This window comes from Ramlibacter sp. (assembly GCF_028291745.1).
In the GTDB taxonomy this organism is placed as follows: domain Bacteria; phylum Pseudomonadota; class Gammaproteobacteria; order Burkholderiales; family Burkholderiaceae_C; genus Ramlibacter.
This window is the reverse complement of record NZ_JAQGNQ010000134.1, coordinates 1-15,306: the sequence shown is the minus strand read 5'-3', so window position 1 is coordinate 15,306 and position 15,306 is coordinate 1. Positions and strand designations below refer to the sequence as shown.

Annotated in this window: 19 protein-coding genes; 6 read left to right on the top strand and 13 right to left on the bottom strand. The window is 67.2% G+C overall.

From position 1 onward, the window contains the following. Positions 1-189, top strand: a 189-nt coding sequence (locus JWP60_RS24880; RefSeq protein WP_299797667.1) for a hypothetical protein, incomplete at its 5' end; no start/stop codon positions are given. A gap of 177 nt (positions 190-366) precedes the next feature. Here JWP60_RS24880 and JWP60_RS24875 read toward each other — a convergent pair. The 5 genes from JWP60_RS24875 to guaB all read right to left on the bottom strand — a co-directional run bounded on the left by JWP60_RS24875 (position 367) and on the right by guaB (position 4,496). Further along, positions 367-651 carry a DUF5710 domain-containing protein gene (locus tag JWP60_RS24875; protein WP_299797665.1) on the bottom strand — a complete coding sequence of 95 codons (285 nt, stop codon included), beginning with the start codon at positions 649-651 and terminating at the stop codon, positions 367-369. A 4-nt stretch (positions 652-655) separates the two neighbouring features. Further along, on the bottom strand, positions 656-2,269 hold the full coding sequence (gene guaA, locus JWP60_RS24870) for a glutamine-hydrolyzing GMP synthase (RefSeq protein ID WP_299797662.1): 1,614 nt from the start codon (positions 2,267-2,269) through the stop codon (positions 656-658). 2 nt (positions 2,270-2,271) lie between these two features. Next, on the bottom strand, positions 2,272-2,706 hold the full coding sequence (locus JWP60_RS24865; RefSeq protein ID WP_299797659.1) for a type II toxin-antitoxin system VapC family toxin: 435 nt from the start codon (positions 2,704-2,706) through the stop codon (positions 2,272-2,274). Further along, the gene (locus JWP60_RS24860) at positions 2,703-2,951 is read right to left on the bottom strand and encodes a type II toxin-antitoxin system prevent-host-death family antitoxin (RefSeq protein WP_299797656.1); all 249 of its coding nucleotides are present in this window, start codon (positions 2,949-2,951) and stop codon (positions 2,703-2,705) included. Before JWP60_RS24860 ends, JWP60_RS24865 begins: the two co-directional genes overlap by 4 nt. Positions 2,952-3,026: 75 nt before the next feature. Next, entirely contained in the window at positions 3,027-4,496 is a 1,470-nt protein-coding gene (gene guaB, locus JWP60_RS24855) for an IMP dehydrogenase (protein WP_299797653.1), read from the bottom strand. A gap of 124 nt (positions 4,497-4,620) precedes the next feature. Here guaB and JWP60_RS24850 point away from each other — a divergent pair, with 124 nt between their 5' ends. Then, complete coding sequence (locus JWP60_RS24850; protein ID WP_299797650.1) at positions 4,621-5,145, top strand: DUF4124 domain-containing protein; 525 nt, start codon at positions 4,621-4,623, stop codon at positions 5,143-5,145. Here the strand turns inward: JWP60_RS24850 and JWP60_RS24845 are convergent. Next, positions 5,139-5,471, bottom strand: a complete 333-nt coding sequence (locus JWP60_RS24845; protein WP_299797647.1) for an RnfH family protein — start codon at positions 5,469-5,471, stop codon at positions 5,139-5,141. The genes JWP60_RS24850 and JWP60_RS24845 overlap by 7 nt on opposite strands. A 4-nt stretch (positions 5,472-5,475) precedes the next feature. After that, complete coding sequence (locus tag JWP60_RS24840; RefSeq protein ID WP_299797644.1) at positions 5,476-5,913, bottom strand: type II toxin-antitoxin system RatA family toxin; 438 nt, start codon at positions 5,911-5,913, stop codon at positions 5,476-5,478. Between the two features lie 59 nt (positions 5,914-5,972). Between JWP60_RS24840 and smpB the strand changes: the two genes are divergently transcribed. The 4 genes from smpB to JWP60_RS24820 all read left to right on the top strand — a co-directional run bounded on the left by smpB (position 5,973) and on the right by JWP60_RS24820 (position 8,433). Further along, the gene (gene smpB, locus JWP60_RS24835; protein ID WP_299797641.1) at positions 5,973-6,446 is read left to right on the top strand and encodes an SsrA-binding protein SmpB; all 474 of its coding nucleotides are present in this window, start codon (positions 5,973-5,975) and stop codon (positions 6,444-6,446) included. Positions 6,447-6,588: 142 nt separating this feature from the next. Next, a complete protein-coding gene (locus JWP60_RS24830; protein WP_299797672.1) occupies positions 6,589-6,921 on the top strand; it encodes a hypothetical protein in 333 nt (110 codons plus the stop codon). A gap of 158 nt (positions 6,922-7,079) precedes the next feature. Next, positions 7,080-7,616, top strand: coding sequence for a sigma-70 family RNA polymerase sigma factor (locus JWP60_RS24825; protein ID WP_299797638.1), 537 nt, complete (start codon positions 7,080-7,082; stop codon positions 7,614-7,616). Positions 7,617-7,626: 10 nt separating this feature from the next. Continuing rightward, positions 7,627-8,433 (top strand): anti-sigma factor, encoded by an 807-nt coding sequence (locus JWP60_RS24820; RefSeq protein ID WP_299797635.1) that lies wholly within the window; start codon positions 7,627-7,629, stop codon positions 8,431-8,433. Between the two features lie 21 nt (positions 8,434-8,454). On the opposite strand, the gene JWP60_RS24815 is transcribed toward JWP60_RS24820, so the two are convergent. The 6 genes from JWP60_RS24815 to infB all read right to left on the bottom strand — a co-directional run. Next, positions 8,455-9,627: an enoyl-CoA hydratase/isomerase family protein gene (locus tag JWP60_RS24815; RefSeq protein ID WP_299797632.1), complete on the bottom strand. Its 1,173-nt coding sequence runs from the start codon at positions 9,625-9,627 to the stop codon at positions 8,455-8,457. Then, positions 9,609-10,481 carry a DMT family transporter gene (locus JWP60_RS24810; RefSeq protein WP_299797630.1) on the bottom strand — a complete coding sequence of 291 codons (873 nt, stop codon included), beginning with the start codon at positions 10,479-10,481 and terminating at the stop codon, positions 9,609-9,611. The genes JWP60_RS24815 and JWP60_RS24810 overlap by 19 nt, the downstream gene beginning before the upstream one ends. Before the next feature lie 213 nt (positions 10,482-10,694). Beyond that, positions 10,695-12,524 (bottom strand): translational GTPase TypA, encoded by a 1,830-nt coding sequence (gene typA / locus JWP60_RS24805; protein WP_299797627.1) that lies wholly within the window; start codon positions 12,522-12,524, stop codon positions 10,695-10,697. Further along, positions 12,521-13,576, bottom strand: coding sequence for a tRNA pseudouridine(55) synthase TruB (truB, locus tag JWP60_RS24800; protein WP_299797669.1), 1,056 nt, complete (start codon positions 13,574-13,576; stop codon positions 12,521-12,523). The genes typA and truB overlap by 4 nt, the downstream gene beginning before the upstream one ends. Positions 13,577-13,632: 56 nt before the next feature. Next, entirely contained in the window at positions 13,633-14,001 is a 369-nt protein-coding gene (gene rbfA, locus JWP60_RS24795; protein ID WP_299797625.1) for a 30S ribosome-binding factor RbfA, read from the bottom strand. Positions 14,002-14,177: 176 nt separating this feature from the next. Beyond that, on the bottom strand, positions 14,178-15,306 hold a 1,129-nt coding region (infB, locus tag JWP60_RS24790; RefSeq protein ID WP_299797622.1), incomplete at its 5' end, for a translation initiation factor IF-2.

Sequence of the window (15,306 nt, the reverse complement as noted above, 5' to 3'; positions counted from 1 at the left end):
GGACGTGTGATCGAGCGGAGAGTTTGGCTGCGCAGCAGTCAAACTCGCAGCGAGTTCGGCCGCGCGGGCCGCAAGACCGGCCAGCGCAGGTTTGCCCGATCGCGCCTGGCGCGATCGGGACGCCCCGTCGCGCGCCGCAGCCCGCCCGCATGCGGCTTTGCCGCTCAGGTCGCTGTCGTGGCGGACTGACCTCAGGTGCTTTTCAAGTCTCCGCACGACGCTCGGCCTGTTCCGAGTCTGAACAGGCACATGCTGGAACTTGCTATTCCGGACAGCAGTGGGGCTCGACCCGGGATCCACGCGGCGCTCGCACCACCGCTGCACGGATTGCGGGTCAAGCCCGCAATGACATCCGAGGGACAAAGCCTATCGCTCGGCCCTGGCGGCCGGCGTGTGCACGCACGACTCCCACGGCAGCGCGTCGCAGCCGCAGTGCGGCACCTCCTTCGGCCCGGTGCGCACACCGGGTGACGCGTCGACCCGCGCCTTGGCGCTTGCGGGCGCCGCCCCGTCCTGCGCCAGCCAGCGGGCAAACGGCCCGAGGTCCTTTGCGTCCTCGATGTACCAGCGCTTCTTCGCGCCGTCCCAGCGCGCGCCCAGCGACTTGGCTTCGTCCTTCTCGGCGAACGGGCAATTCAGGTAGGTGCGCACGGCCTCATTCCCACTCGATCGTCGCCGGCGGCTTGCTGCTCACGTCGTAGGTGACGCGGTTGATGCCGCGCACCTCGTTGATGATGCGGCTGGAGACCTTCTTGAGCAGCGCATAAGGCAGTTCGGCCCAGTCCGCCGTCATGAAGTCGCTGGTCTGCACCGCGCGCAGGGCCACGACGTGGTCGTAGGTGCGGCCGTCGCCCATCACGCCCACGCTCTTGACCGGCAGGAACACGGTGAAGGCCTGGCTGGTCAGGTCGTACCAGCTCTTGCCGGAGTGCGGGTCGCGGAAGTTGCGCAGTTCCTCGATGAAGATCGCGTCGGCGCGGCGCAGCAGGTCGGCGTACTCGCGCTTGACTTCACCCAGGATGCGCACGCCCAGGCCGGGGCCCGGGAAGGGATGGCGGTACACCATCTCGGGCGGCAGGCCGAGCGCCACGCCCAGCTCGCGCACTTCGTCCTTGAACAGGTCGCGCAGCGGCTCCAGCAGCTTCAGCCCGAGTTGTTCCGGCAGGCCGCCGACGTTGTGGTGGCTCTTGATCGTCACGGCCTTCTTGCTCTTGGCACCGCCGGACTCGATCACGTCGGGGTAGATCGTGCCCTGCGCCAGCCAGGCGACCTGGCGAGCATGCGTCTCCTTGATCTTCGCGGCCTCGGCCTTGAAGACATCGACGAACAGGCCGCCGATGATCTTGCGCTTCTGCTCGGGCTCGCTCACGCCCGCCAGCTTGCCGAGGAACAGGTCCGCCGCATCGACGCGAATGACCTTGGCGTGCAGCTTGCCGGCAAACATCTCCATCACCATGTCGCCCTCGTCCAGGCGCAGCAGGCCATGGTCGACGAACACGCAGGTGAGCTGGTCGCCGATGGCGCGATGGATCAGCGCCGCGGCCACCGACGAATCGACGCCGCCCGAGAGGCCGAGGATCACCTCCTCGTCGCCGACCTGCCGCCGGATCGCCGCCACCGCTTCGCCGATGTGGTCGCGCATCACCCAGTCGGGCCGCGCGCCGCAGATGCCACGCACGAAGCGCTCGAGGATCGCGTGGCCCTGCACGGTGTGCGTGACCTCGGCATGGAACTGGATGGCGTAGAAGCGGCGCGCCTCGTCCGCCATGGCGGCGATCGGGCAGCTTTCGGTGGAGGCCATCAGCTTGAAACCGGGCGGCATCTCGACCACCTTGTCGCCGTGCGACATCCACACGTTCAGCATGCCGTGGCCTTCGGCCGTGGTGAAGTCGGCGATGTCGCGCAGCAGCTCCGTGTGGCCGCGCGCGCGCACGGCGGCAAAGCCGAACTCGCGCTTGTGCCCGGGCTCCACCTTGCCACCGAGTTGCTGCGCCATCGTCTGCATGCCGTAGCAGATGCCCAGCACCGGCACGCCCAGTTCGAACACGGCCTGCGGGGCGCGGTCGGTGGACTCCTCGTACACGCTGGCATGGCTGCCCGAGAGGATCACGCCCTTGAGCGTGCCGTCGGCCGCGTACTGGCGCACCCATTCGTCGCTGACGTCGCAGGGGTGCACTTCGGAATAGACGTGCGCCTCGCGCACGCGGCGGGCGATCAGCTGCGTGACCTGCGAGCCGAAGTCGAGGATGAGGATCTTGTCGTGTTGCATGTTCAAAGCGATGCGATGTCGATCAGGCGCACGCCGCAGCCCGCAGCCGCGTGCGCCAGGCGCTGGTCGAAAGTGAGCAGGGGCAGGTTGAGGGAGCGTGCCAGCCACATGTAGCCGGCGTCATACGCCGACAGGCCGGCGTCCAGTGCGACCGCCAGGGCGGCCTTGTGCTGCGCGGGAGCGAGTTCGTGCAGTTCAACGCGGTGCCGCACCGCTTCCAGCACGTTCCAGAGCCCTTCGACGCTGGCGGTGGGGATGCGGCCCCGGCGTACGCCGTTGGCCAGGATGTTGGCGCATTCCCATTGCCACAGGTTAGGGGCTTGCGGCTCGACTTCGTCGCGCCGGATGCGGCCATAGAGGCGGCGGGTATGCTCGCTCGCCTGGTCCGGCAGCAGCCATGCCGCCGTCACCGAGGCATCCAGCACGAAGGCGGTCATTCCTGCCGGCCCTCTGCGCGCAGTTCGCGCCAGTCCGGCCCCGGACGGATGGTCCGGTGGAGGACGTCGATCTGCTCGAGCTCGCGCGCGATCTGTTCGTCGGTGATCACCGGTTTGCGCCGCACCGGCAGCATGCGCACGACCTCCTTGCCGTGGCGCGTGATGCGCACTTCCTCGCCGTTCTCCACGGCCTCGATCAGGGCGGAAAAGTTGTTCTTGGCTTCGTAGATGCCGGTGCGCTGCATGATTTGGCCAGAGATTGAAAATCTGGCCAGATCATATCACTCCAGGCCAGATCTTGGAAGTCTGGCCAGAACGGTTCAATCCGCCCGGTAGTTCGGCGCTTCCTTGGTGATCTGCACGTCGTGCACGTGGCTCTCGCGCATGCCGGCGGCGGTGATCTGCACGAACTCGGCGCGCGAGCGCATCTCCTCGATGGTGGCGCAGCCGCAGTAGCCCATGGCCGCGCGCACGCCGCCCGCCATCTGGTAGACGATGCTCACGAGCGAGCCCTTGTAGGGGACGCGGCCCTCGATGCCCTCGGGCACCAGCTTGTCGGCATTCGGGTTGCCGCTGGTGGCTTCCTGGAAGTAGCGGTCGGCGCTGCCCTGCTGCATCGCGCCGATGGAACCCATGCCGCGGTAGCTCTTGTAGCTGCGGCCCTGGTACAGGACGATCTCGCCGGGCGCCTCCTCGGTGCCGGCGAACATGCCGCCCATCATCACCGAGTTGGCACCGGCGGCGATGGCCTTGGCGATGTCGCCCGAATAGCGGATGCCGCCGTCGGCGATGAGAGGCACGCCGGTGCCCTGCAGCGCCGTCGAGACGCTGTCGATGGCCATGATCTGCGGCACGCCCACGCCCGCGACGATGCGGGTGGTGCAGATCGAGCCCGGGCCGATGCCGACCTTGACCGCATCGGCGCCGGCCTCGGCCAGCGCGCGCGCCGCGCCGCCGGTGGCGATGTTGCCGCCGATCACGTCGATCTGCGGATAGTTCTGCTTGACCCAGCGCACCCGCTCGATCACGCCCTTGCTGTGGCCGTGCGCGGTGTCGACCACGATGGCGTCGACACCGGCCTTGACCAGCGCCTCGACGCGTTCCTCGGTGCCCTCGCCCACGCCCACCGCCGCACCCACGCGCAGCCGGCCGCGGGCATCGCGCGCGGCGTTGGGAAAGCTGGTCTGCTTGGTGATGTCCTTGACGGTGATCAGGCCCTTGAGCTCGAAGGCATCGTCGATCACCAGCAGGCGCTCCAGTCGATACTTGTTCAACAGCGCCTTGGCATCGACCAGGCTGGTGCCCTCGCGCACGGTGATCAGCTTGTCGCGCGGCGTCATGATCTGCGCCACCGGCACGTCGTAGCGGGTTTCGAAGCGCAGGTCGCGGCCGGTGACGATGCCCACCACCTTGCCGCCGTCGACCACCGGGAAGCCGGAGATGCCCAGCTGCTCCTGCATCGCGATCACCTGGCGCACCGTATGCTGCGGCGTGATGATCACTGGGTCGCGCAGCACGCCGGATTCGTAGCGCTTCACGCGCGACACTTCGGCCGCCTGCTGCTGCGCCGTGAGGTTCTTGTGGACGATGCCCATGCCGCCTTCCTGCGCGATGGCGATCGCGAGGCGCGCCTCGGTGACCGTGTCCATGGCAGCGGACACGAGCGGCAGGTTCAGGGTGATGTTGCGGGAGAGCTGGGTGGCGAGCGAGGTGTCCTTGGGCAGGACCTGGGAGAACGCCGGCACCAGCAACACGTCGTCGAAGGTGAGCGCTTTGCCGAGAAGGCGCATGTCAGGGGCTCCAAAAAAAGGATTGTACCCGCGTGCAATTTCACACAGGCCACGTGGGGCTGGCGCGCCACGCCGAGGGCCGCAGCTGGCTGGCCTTGCGGCCCGCCGAGCTACACTTGCTCGCATGAACGCTGCCCGCATTGCCCTGCTTGCCCTGGTGTGCTCCCTGCCGTTCGCCGCCTCGGCGCAATGGCAGTGGCTGGACAAGGACGGCCACAAGGTTTTCAGCGACCAGGCACCTCCGGGCGACATCCCGGCCAATCGCGTCCTGCGCGCGCCGCGCGGCCGTTCGCTGCCCGCGGCCGACGCACCGGTCGCCACCGCTGGCCCCGCGGGCGCTGCAGCCGCGGCCCTGCCCGTGCTGCCCAAGCCGAGCGGCAAGGACCCGGTGCTGGAAGAAAAGCGCAAGCAGGCCCTGGCCGCCGAGGCCGCCAAGAAGAAGGCGGACGACGAGAAGGTCGCTGCCGGACGCGCGGAGAACTGCGAGCGGGCGAAGACCTCCAAGTCGAACTTCGATTCCGGCCAGCGCATGGCCCGCGTCAATGCCCAGGGCGAGCGCGAATACCTCGACGACCAGCAGCGCGCCACCGAGATCAAGCACCTGCAAGAGGTGATCGCGCGCGACTGCCAGCAGCCGGATCGTCAGTAACCGGCCTTGGACCCCGGGCGCCGCTGCGCGAACAGGCCGGCCGCGCGCGCGCCCTGCTTGCGAAAGCGCTCGCGGCGGGCCACCTTGGGGTCCACCACCAGCCCGCGGTAGATCTCGACGCGGTCGCCCTCGCGCAGCGGCTGGCCGAGCGGGCAGCGCCGGCCCCAGATGCCGACCTCCGCCGTGGCCAGCGCCTCGACCGACTGCGACCCGCTCCAGCCGCTCGCCACCAGTGCATCGCGCACGGTCGCGCCCGCGGGCAGTTCCACGGGCCACTCCAGCACCTGCCGCGGCGCGGGCGAATGGAGCACCATCACGCGCGGCATTGCATCAGCCGTAGATCTGTTCGGCGCGCTTGACGAAGGCGTCGACCAGGTTGCCCGCGATCTTGTCGAACACCGGGCCGACCAGCGCCGCCAGTGCCGCGCTCTTGAAGGCGTACTGCAGTTCCAGCGTGACCTTGCAGGCGCGCTGCCCTTCCCCGAGCGGCTGGAACTTCCAGCAGCCATCGAGATTGGAGAACGGCCCGTCGACCAGCTTCATGCGCACCGCGCGCCCGGGCACGTGCGTGTTGCGCGTGGTGAAGGTCTGGTGGATGCCGGAAAACGAGATGCCGATCTCCGCCTTCATGCCATCCGGCTCGAGGGCGATGATCTTGGCGCGGTCGCACCAGGGCAGGAACTCGCAGTACTTCGCCACGTCGGTGACCAGCGCGAACATCTCTTCGGCGCTGTACCAGATGAGGACGGATTTGTGGACTGTTTTCATGGAGAATCGCGAACCCGGCCGCATTGTAGAGAGCCCAGGCCGGGCCCATCTGTCAGTCCATGTCCACAAAGAAAGAAACGCACTCCCGCATCGCCGACAACAAGAAAGCCGCCTACAACTACTTCTTCGAGGAGCGGTTCGAGGCGGGCATGGTGCTGCAAGGCTGGGAAGTCAAGGCGGCGCGCGGCGGCAAGGCCCAGCTCACCGACGGCTACGTGGTCATCCGCGAGGGCGAACTGTTCCTGATCGGCTGCCTGATCAACCCCTTGCACACGGCGTCGACCCACGTCAGTCCCGAGACGGCGCGCACCAAGAAGCTCCTGATGCACAAGGAGCAGATCAAGCGCCTGATCGGCAAAGTGGAGCAGAAAGGCTACACCCTGGTGCCGATCCAGATGTACTGGAAAGAAGGCAAGGTGAAGTGCGAAATCGCGCTGGCCAAGGGCAAGGCCGAACACGACAAGCGCGACACCATCAAGGACCGCGAGGGCAAGCGCGAGGTGGAGCGCGCGATGAAGGAGCGGCACCGCTGATCAACCGATCAACGGTTCGCGTGGAATAAAGTGGGTGGTCCACGCGTTCATCCAGACAGAAGCATTCCTGGAGAACACCGTGCGCCCCTTCCTTCGCCTTGCCCCCCTCGCTGCCGTGGCCCTGCTCGCGGCCTGCAGTTCGATGCACATGCCGATGATGTCCTCGGCCTCGCCGGCGCGCATGTCCGATGGCGTGTACGTCGGGCCCAACGGCATGACGCTCTACACCTTCGACCGCGACACGATGGGCTCGGGCAAGTCGGCCTGCAACGGCCAGTGCGCCACCGCGTGGCCGCCGCTGATGGCCAACGCCAGCGACATGTCCTCGGGCGACTGGACGGTCGTCGTGCGCGACGACGGCTCGCGCCAATGGGCCTTCCGCGGCAAGCCCGTGTACTACTGGAACAAGGACATGAAGCCCGGCGACCGCACCGGCGACGGCTTCAACAACGCCTGGCGCCTCGCGCGCCCGTGAAGGGGCCGCCGCGGGGCGCTGGCGTCGCCCCGCGACCGACTGCCTTGCGCGGCGCACTGCAGGCGCCGCGCCACGATGCATGCGGCGGAGTGCCGCCGGCGGGCGCGTGCGCGGATGACCCGATGCGGCATCCGCCGTCCTCGGATAGTCTCGCGCCCATGGCCCCTCCTGCCGCATCCCACAACAGCCTGGTCGGACACATCCCCGACCTGCGCCGCTACGCACGCTCGCTCACCGGCGATGCCTGGGCGGCCGACGACCTGGTGCAGGACACGCTGGAGCGCGCCTGCGAAAGATGGCAGCTGTGGGCGGCGGGCAGCGACCTGCGCGCGTGGCTGTTCACGCTGATGCACAACCTGTTCGTCGACTCGGCCCGGCGCGCGGTGCGGCAGCAGGCCGGGCAGCGGGTGGACGTGGACGACGTGGCCAACGAACTGCTGTCGCCGGCAGGCGTGCCGGACCAGGTGATGGACCTGCAACGCTGCCTGCTGCGGCTGCCGCCCGAACAGCGCGAGGTGCTGCTGCTGGTGACGCTGCAGGACCTGGGCTACCAGGATGCGGCGCGCATCACCGGCGTGCCGATAGGCACGGTGATGTCGCGGTTGTCGCGGGCGCGGGCGCGGCTGCGGGACCTGATGGAAGGGCGCGCGCCGGGCGCGACGCCCGCCGCGCCGGCACTGCGCCGACTGAAGTAATGGAACGACGATGAACGACGACAACCACCTGTTGCCGGACGACGAAGCCGAACTCCACGCTTACGTGGATGGCCGGCTCGATGCCGAGCGCCACGCCGCGGTGCGCGCGCGGCTGGCCGGCGACGAAGGCGCGGCGGCTCGCGTGCGCGCATGGAGCCAGCAGCGGCACGCGTTGCGCACGCTGCATCCCGAAATGCTGCAGGAGCCGGTGCCGGCCCACCTGCTGCAGGCGGCGATGCAGCTCGATCGGCGCAGCAGCCGCTTCGCCCGGTGGCAGCGCTGGGGCGGCATGGCCGCCGCGGTGCTGCTGGCTTTCGGGCTGGGCTGGGGCGGGCACGCGCGCTGGGACGCCGTCACGGGCGTGCGCGGCAACGGCCCGGTCGCCTTCGTGCACCAGGCCACCGCGGCGTACGCGGTCTACCTGCCGGAAGTGCGGCATCCGGTGGAAGTCGAGGCGACCCAGCAGCAGCACCTGGTGCAGTGGCTCTCCAAGCGCCTGAACCGGCAGTTGAAGGTGCCCAACCTCGCGGCCGCCGGCTACGAACTGGTGGGCGGGCGCCTGCTGCCCGGTGACAACAGCCGCGCGCGCGCGCAGTTCATGTTCCAGAACGCGGCCGGTGAGCGGGTCACGCTGTATATCGGCGCGGTCGATGCCGCCGGTGCCAAGGGCATGGACGAAACCGCCTTCCGCTTTACCGATGAGCGCAGCATCGCGAGCTTCTACTGGGTGGACCAGGGCTTCGGCTATGCGCTCTCCGGCAAGCTGCCGCGGCAGACGCTGCTGGTGCTGGCGGAGGCGGTGTACAAGCAGTTGTGAAGCGCGTGCGGATGTCCGCCTTCACCCCAGGGCCCGCAGCGGATGCGCATGCGCGGGCCACGGACTGACGAAAAACGCCTGCACCATCTCCGGCGTCACGTCCTCGATCCGCGCTGGATTCCACTTCGGGCTGTGGTCCTTGTCGATCACGAGCGCGCGGATGCCCTCGAAGGTCTCGCTGGCGGTGCCGGGCCGCAGCTGGAAACAGTGGCGCACCATGTCGCGCTCCATGCGCAGGTCTGCCGCCAGCGTCATGTAGCGGGCACGGCGCACGTGTTCCAGCGTCACGTGCAGCATCAGCGGCGAACGCTGGCGCAGCAGGCCGGCGGTCTCGCCGGCCCAGGTCGAGCCCTCGCCTTCCAGTGCGGCAACGATCTCGGCCACCGTGGCCCGCCCGAAGCAGCGATCGATGTCCGCGCGCTGCGCGGCCAAGGCGCTGCCTCCCGGCGCCGCGGAATAGCGCAAGGCTTCGCGCAGCTGCTCGAAGGCTTCGCCGTCGGCCAGGCTCTCCCACACCGCGGGCAGTTGCGAAGAGTGCAGCACGCCGTCCGCGAGCCGCGCCGCGAGCGCATCGCCGCCGCCGATCAACTGCCCGGTGAGGGCGAGGTATTCGCCGATGCGCCCCGGGCAGCGGGCCAGGAACCAGCCGCCGCCCACGTCGGGAAAGAGGCCGATGTTGGTTTCGGGCATGGCCATCTTCGTGCGCTCGGTGGCGATGCGCAGGCCGTGGTCGCTGCCGTGCGCGGGACGTGCGGACGCTGTAGCGACCGCACCTTCTGAGACGCCCCCTGGGGCGGCCGGCGCGAAGTGTCGGCTCAGCCCCATGCCGCCGCCCATCACGATGCCGTCCAGGAACACGATGTACGGCTTGGGATAGGCGTGGATCAGGTGGTTGAGCGTGTATTCCTCGGTGAAGAAATCCTCGAGCCGCGGATCGCCCGCCAGCACCGCTTGGTGGAAGAAGCGGATGTCGCCGCCGGCGCAGAAGGCGCCGAACGGCTCTTCGCGGCCCATGCCGCGCACGCCCACGCGCTCGATGCGCGGATCGTCGCGCCACGCCAGCAAGGCCGCCGTGAGAGCGCGGATCATTTCCAGCGACAGCGCATTGAGCGCCCTGGGGCGGTTCAGGGTGATGAGGCCCGCGCTGCCGCAGACCTCCGCGATGACTTCTCCGCTCATGTCCTCTGCCTCCATCCCACGACTTCGTTCGCCACCAGTGCGCCCATGACCAGCGCGCCCCCCGAAAGCACCGTCTGCCCCGGGATCTCGTCGGCGCCAATCCATGCCAGCACGATGCCGAAGATCACTTCCAGCAAGGCGAGCAGCGCTACCTCGGGCGCCTGCAGCACGCGGGCGCAGAGCATGGCCAGGACACAGGGGATCGCCAGCTGCACCAGCCCGAGCAGCGCCAGCAGGCCCACGTCATGGGCCGAGGCGCGAAACGGCGTCGCGAGGGGCAAGGTGACCAGCGAAGAGATCGCCGCACCGAGCAGCACGGCTGGCACCAGGTCGATGGCCTCCCCGTGCGCGTGCGAGCGCTGCGAGACCGTCCAGTTCACGCCGCTGGCAAGCGGCACGCACAGCGCGACCCAGGTGCCGGCCACATGGGCGGATTCCATTTGGGTGCCATACATCCAGACGATGCCGCTGCCCGCGACCAGGATGGCGAGCCAGGTGCGCAGGGGCACGCGGTGGCCGAGGAAGATGCGCGCGATCAGCGCCGTGACGAAGGGGCCGAGCGCCATGGTCACGAGGACGTTGGCGACGCTCGTGAGCGTGAGGGCCACCATGAAGGCGGTGAACATCACGCTCCAGCACAGGCCGGACAGCCACAAGGGCCAGCCGCCGCGGCGGATGTTCGCGAAGACGCTGCGGCCCTGGAAGAACGGCAGGATCACCAGCAGCGACAGCACGGTGAAGAAGCTGCGCCAGAAGGTCACCTCGAAACTGCGCGCCTGCTCCAGATGCCGCGTGATCACCCCCGCGATCGACCACATGAGAGTGACCGCGACCATCCCGAAGACGGCTTGGGTGTGGGTGAGTTTCATTGTCGTTTTGCGCGCGTGCGAGCGGGGATCTTAACGAGGGCCGCGCATGCTCATGGCCCGGACGGCTGCGCCGGGCTGAACGCAGAAGGCGCAGAAGTCACGCAGAAGACGCAGAAAAAACTTTCGAAGTTTTCTGCGTCTTCTGCGCTTCTTCTGCGCCTTCTGCGTTCAAGAAAGACTTGTTCAGCCCAAGGCTCGTCGAGCCCCCGTCACTTACGCCGCTTCGCGCACCGCGCGCTTGCGCTCGTGTTCCTTCAGGTAGCGCTTGCGCAGGCGGACCGACTTGGGCGTGACTTCCACCAGTTCATCGTCCTCGATGAACTCGACGCCGTATTCCAGCGTCAGGTCGATCGGCGGGGTGACCTTGATCGCGTCTTCCTTGCCCGAGACGCGGAAGTTGGTCAGCTGCTTGGTGCGCGTCGCGTTCACGACCAGGTCGTTGTCGCGGTTGTGCACGCCCACGATCATGCCCTCGTACACCGGATCGTTCGGCTTGACGAACATGCGGCCGCGGTCGTCCAGCTTGCCCAGCGCGTAGGTGAAGATCTCGCCGTCGTCCATCGAGATCAGCACGCCGTTCTTGCGGCTGGCGATCTCGCCCTTGTACGGCTCGTAGCCGTCGAAGATGTTGGCGATCAGCCCCGAACCGCGCGTGAGGTTCATGAATTCGTTGGAGAAGCCGATCAGGCCACGCGCCGGGATGCGGTATTCCAGGCGCACGCGCCCGCGGCCGTCCGACTCCATGTTCACCAGCTCGCCCTTGCGCTCGCCCAGTGCCTGCATCACGCCGCCCTGGTGCTGCTCCTCGATGTCGGCCGTCACCAGCTCGATCGGCTCGTGGCGCACGCCATTGACGTTCTTGAACACCACGCGCGGCTTCGACACGGCCAGCTCGTAGCCTTCGCGGCGCATGTTCTCCACCAGGATGGTCAGGTGCAGTTCGCCCCGGCCCATCACCTCGAACACGCCCTCTTCGCTGGTGTCGCTCACGCGCAGCGCCACGTTGGACTGCAGTTCCTTTTGCAGGCGGTCCCAGATCTGGCGGCTGGTGACGTACTTGCCTTCACGGCCGGCGAGCGGCGAGGTGTTGACGCAGAAGTTCATCGTCAGCGTCGGCTCGTCGATCTTCAGCATCGGCAGCGGTGCCGGGTTGAGCGGATCGGTCAAGGTGACGCCGATGCCGATCTCCTCGATGCCGTTGATCAGCACGATGTCGCCCGGGCCGCATTCCTTGACCTGCACGCGCGTGAGGCCCTCGAAGGTCAGCACCTGGTTGACCTTGCCCTTGAAGGCCTTGCCGTCCGGGCCTTCCATCACCAGCACCTCCATCATCGGGCGGATCGTGCCCTGGTTGACGCGGCCCACGCCGATGCGGCCCACGAAACTGGAGTAGTCCAGCGCGGAGATCTGCAGCTGCAGGGGAGCGTCAGGGTCGCCCTCGTGCTGCGGCACGTGCGCCAGGATGGTGTCGAACAGCGCCGACATGTCGGTGCCCCACTGTTCGCCCGCGGCGCCCTCATCCATCGAGGACCAGCCGTTGATGCCCGAGGCGTAGACCACCGGGAAGTCGAGCTGCTCGTCGGTGGCGCCGAGCTTGTCGAACAGGTCGAAGGCGGCGTTGACCACCTTCTGCGGGTTCGCGCCCGGCTTGTCGACCTTGTTGACCACCAGGATGGGACGCAGGCCCAGGGCCAGTGCCTTCCTGGTGACGAAGCGGGTCTGCGGCATCGGGCCTTCCTGGGCGTCGATCAGCAGCACGACGCCGTCGACCATCGACAACGCGCGTTCGACTTCACCGCCGAAGTCCGCGTGGCCGGGGGTGTCGACGATGTTGATGTGCGTGCCCTTCCAGCTCACCGCGCAGTTCTTGGCCAGGATGGTGATGCCGCGCTCGCGCTCGATGGCGTTGTTGTCCATGACGGTGTCGACCACCTTCTCGTGGTCGGCGAAGGTGCCGGACTGGCGCAACAGCTGGTCGACCATGGTGGTCTTGCCGTGGTCGACGTGGGCGATGATGGCGATGTTTCGGATCTGCGTGCTCATATGACTGGTGAGGGCTCCTCTGAACCCAGGATTTGTTGGATTTCGATCGGGCTCAGGAGGCGAGTCGGAATCAACTCACCGGCCTTCGTGTGTCCTGTGCCCAGCAACACACTCCTCCCTTCGGCGAAGGGAGTCCGGATTTCACTCCTCCCGTCTCCGGGGGGAGGTTGGGAGGGGGGCTCTCCCCCAGCGGGGGAGGGAGCAAAGACAGCCACTTCAGGGGCGTCTTGCCAGTTTCCGCGCCGGCGCAAACCGCTCAGGAACCGCCCGGCATCTTCGGTGCCGAGCGTGACGCGCGCGTGACCCGGCAGCAGCGATTCCACCGCCAGCAGCCGGGCCTCTCTCTCTGATTCATTCAGCGCCTCGAGTTCCGCCAGCGTGATGCATTGGTTCACATCGAACGGCCCGGTGGCAATTCTTCGCAGTGAAACCAGGTGCGCGCCGCAGCCGAGCGCCGCTCCGATGTCTTCGCCGAGGGTGCGGATGTACGTCCCCTTGCTGACCTTGGCGGCAATCTTCAGCAGTGCGGGCCCGACCAGGCTCAGCTGCAAATCGAAGATCCTGAGCTCGCGCGCCGCGCGTTCGACCTCGACCCCGGCGCGCGCGTATTCGTACAGCGCCTTGCCGTCCTTCTTCAAGGCGCTGTGCATGGGCGGCACCTGCATGATCGTGCCGGTGAACTGCGCCTGCACCGCTGCCAGCCGTTCGGCCGTGATGGTCGGAACGTCGCGCCGCTCCATCACTTCGCCTTCGCTGTCGCCCGACGCCGTGCGCACGCCCAGTTGGGCCACGGCTTCATAGGTCTTGTCGGCGTCGAGGTGAATCTGGCTGAATTTCGTTGCCGCGCCGAAGCACAGCGGCAAAACGCCGGTGGCCATTGGGTCGAGCGTGCCGGTATGACCGCCCTTTTCGGCCCGCAGCAGCCACCTGGCTTTCTGCAGTGCATCGTTGCTGGAGAACCCCAGCGGCTTGTCGAGCAGCAATACCCCATGCACAGGGCGCCGCTGCACCCTGGTGCTAAATGAATTGGGGTCAGATTCCAATTTCCGCATCATGATTTGGCAGTGCGAGCCAAATCCCAGGAAATTGGAATCTGACCCCAATTCTTTCAGTCTTCCTTTGCCCGCGAGGAGACCGCTTTCGCGATCAGTGCGTTCATGTCGGCCGCCCGCTCGGTGGTGCGGTCGAAGTGGAAGTGCAGCGTCGGCACGGTGTGGATGTGCAGGCGCTTGAAGAGGCCGTTGCGCAGGAAACCGGCGGCCTGGTTCAAGGCCTCCTGCGTCTCCAGCGGATCGCCCACCAGGATGCTGAAGAACACCTTGGCATGCGCGTAATCCGGCGTGACCTCCACGGCCTGGATCGTGACCATGCCGACCCGCGGATCCTTCAACTCACGCGCGATCAACTCCGTCAGATCCCGCTGGATCTGATCGGCGATCTGGAACGCGCGATTGGGTTTGGTGGACTTCTTGGGCATGGGGACTCTTGCGAGGGTTGCTGAAAACCAGAATCAAACATCCGGACGCAGAAGGCGCGGAAGTTACGCAGAAGTCGCAGAAGAGGCCAAGAAATCCTCGATGGATGTTCTTTTGCGTCTTCTGCGAAACCTTTGCGTCTTCTGCGTCTGGATGTCCGCATTCGGCTGTTCGAGGATTACAGCGTCCGCGCAATCTCCTTGACTTCGAAGAATTCGAGCTGGTCGCCTTCCTTGATGTCGTTGTAGTTCTTCAGCTTGATACCGCACTCGAAGCCTTCCTTGACTTCGCGCACGTCATCCTTCAGGCGCTTGAGCGATTCGAGTTCGCCGGTGTAGACCACCACGTTCTCGCGCAGCAGACGGAAGTGCGCATTGCGCGTGACCGTGCCGGAGGTGACCATGCAACCCGCCACCGTGCCGATCTTCGACGCCACGAACACGGTGCGGATCTCGGCGGAGCCGATGACCTCTTCCCGCTTCTCGGGCGCCAGCATGCCGGACATGGCCGCCTTCAGTTCATCCACCGCGTCGTAGATGATGTTGTAGTAGCGCAGCTCGACGCCATTGCCCTCGGCCAGCTTGCGCGCGCCGGAATCGGCCCGCACGTTGAAGCCGATGATGATGGCCTTGGAGGCGATCGCCAGGTTGACGTCCGACTCGCTGATGCCGCCGACGCCGGTGTACACCATCTGCACCTTCACCTCCTCGGTGGAGAGCTTCAGCAGCGACTGCGACAGCGCCTCCTGCGAACCCTGCACGTCGGCCTTGATGATGATAGGCACGGTCTTGACCGCGCCGGAGGTCATCTCGGAGAACATGTTCTCCAGCTTGGCCGCCTGCTGCCGCGCCAGCTTGGTGTTGCGGAACTTGCCGGCACGGTAGGTCGCGATCTCGCGCGCACGGCGCTCGTCGGTCATCACCATGAACTCGTCGCCCGCCTGCGGCACCTCCGTCAGGCCCTGGATCTCCACCGGGATGGAGGGACCGGCCGACTTGATGCTCTTGCCGTTCTCGTCCAGCATGGCGCGCACGCGGCCGAAGGTCTGGCCGGCCAGCACCACGTCACCGGTCTTGAGCGTGCCGGACTGCACCAGCACCGTCGCCACCGGGCCGCGGCCCTTGTCAAGCTGCGCCTCGATCACGAGGCCCTTGGCCATCGCGTCCACCGGCGCCTTCAGTTCCAGCACTTCGGCCTGCAGCAGCACCTGCTCGAGCAGTTCGTCGACGCCCTGGCCGGTCTTGGCCGAGACGCTCACGAAGGGCGACTCGCCGCCGTACTCTTCCGGCACGACCTGTTCGACCACC

Excerpts from the sequence above, each read along its gene's own strand:
- rbfA (WP_299797625.1), bottom strand. The coding sequence starts at position 14,001 with ATGCCCAAGAAGTCCACCAAACCCAATCGCGCGTTCCAGATCGCCGAT.
- JWP60_RS24850 (WP_299797650.1), top strand. The coding sequence starts at position 4,621 with ATGAACGCTGCCCGCATTGCCCTGCTTGCCCTGGTGTGCTCCCTGCCG.
- JWP60_RS24845 (WP_299797647.1), bottom strand. The coding sequence starts at position 5,471 with ATGCCGCGCGTGATGGTGCTCCATTCGCCCGCGCCGCGGCAGGTGCTG.
- JWP60_RS24840 (WP_299797644.1), bottom strand. The coding sequence starts at position 5,913 with ATGAAAACAGTCCACAAATCCGTCCTCATCTGGTACAGCGCCGAAGAG.
- JWP60_RS24865 (WP_299797659.1), bottom strand. The coding sequence starts at position 2,706 with ATGACCGCCTTCGTGCTGGATGCCTCGGTGACGGCGGCATGGCTGCTG.
- truB (WP_299797669.1), bottom strand. The coding sequence starts at position 13,576 with ATGCGGAAATTGGAATCTGACCCCAATTCATTTAGCACCAGGGTGCAG.
- JWP60_RS24860 (WP_299797656.1), bottom strand. The coding sequence starts at position 2,951 with ATGCAGCGCACCGGCATCTACGAAGCCAAGAACAACTTTTCCGCCCTG.
- JWP60_RS24820 (WP_299797635.1), top strand. The coding sequence starts at position 7,627 with ATGAACGACGACAACCACCTGTTGCCGGACGACGAAGCCGAACTCCAC.
- typA (WP_299797627.1), bottom strand. The coding sequence starts at position 12,524 with ATGAGCACGCAGATCCGAAACATCGCCATCATCGCCCACGTCGACCAC.
- JWP60_RS24825 (WP_299797638.1), top strand. The coding sequence starts at position 7,080 with ATGGCCCCTCCTGCCGCATCCCACAACAGCCTGGTCGGACACATCCCC.
- guaB (WP_299797653.1), bottom strand. The coding sequence starts at position 4,496 with ATGCGCCTTCTCGGCAAAGCGCTCACCTTCGACGACGTGTTGCTGGTG.
- JWP60_RS24830 (WP_299797672.1), top strand. The coding sequence starts at position 6,589 with ATGCACATGCCGATGATGTCCTCGGCCTCGCCGGCGCGCATGTCCGAT.
- guaA (WP_299797662.1), bottom strand. The coding sequence starts at position 2,269 with ATGCAACACGACAAGATCCTCATCCTCGACTTCGGCTCGCAGGTCACG.
- smpB (WP_299797641.1), top strand. The coding sequence starts at position 5,973 with ATGTCCACAAAGAAAGAAACGCACTCCCGCATCGCCGACAACAAGAAA.
- JWP60_RS24815 (WP_299797632.1), bottom strand. The coding sequence starts at position 9,627 with ATGGAGGCAGAGGACATGAGCGGAGAAGTCATCGCGGAGGTCTGCGGC.
- JWP60_RS24810 (WP_299797630.1), bottom strand. The coding sequence starts at position 10,481 with ATGAAACTCACCCACACCCAAGCCGTCTTCGGGATGGTCGCGGTCACT.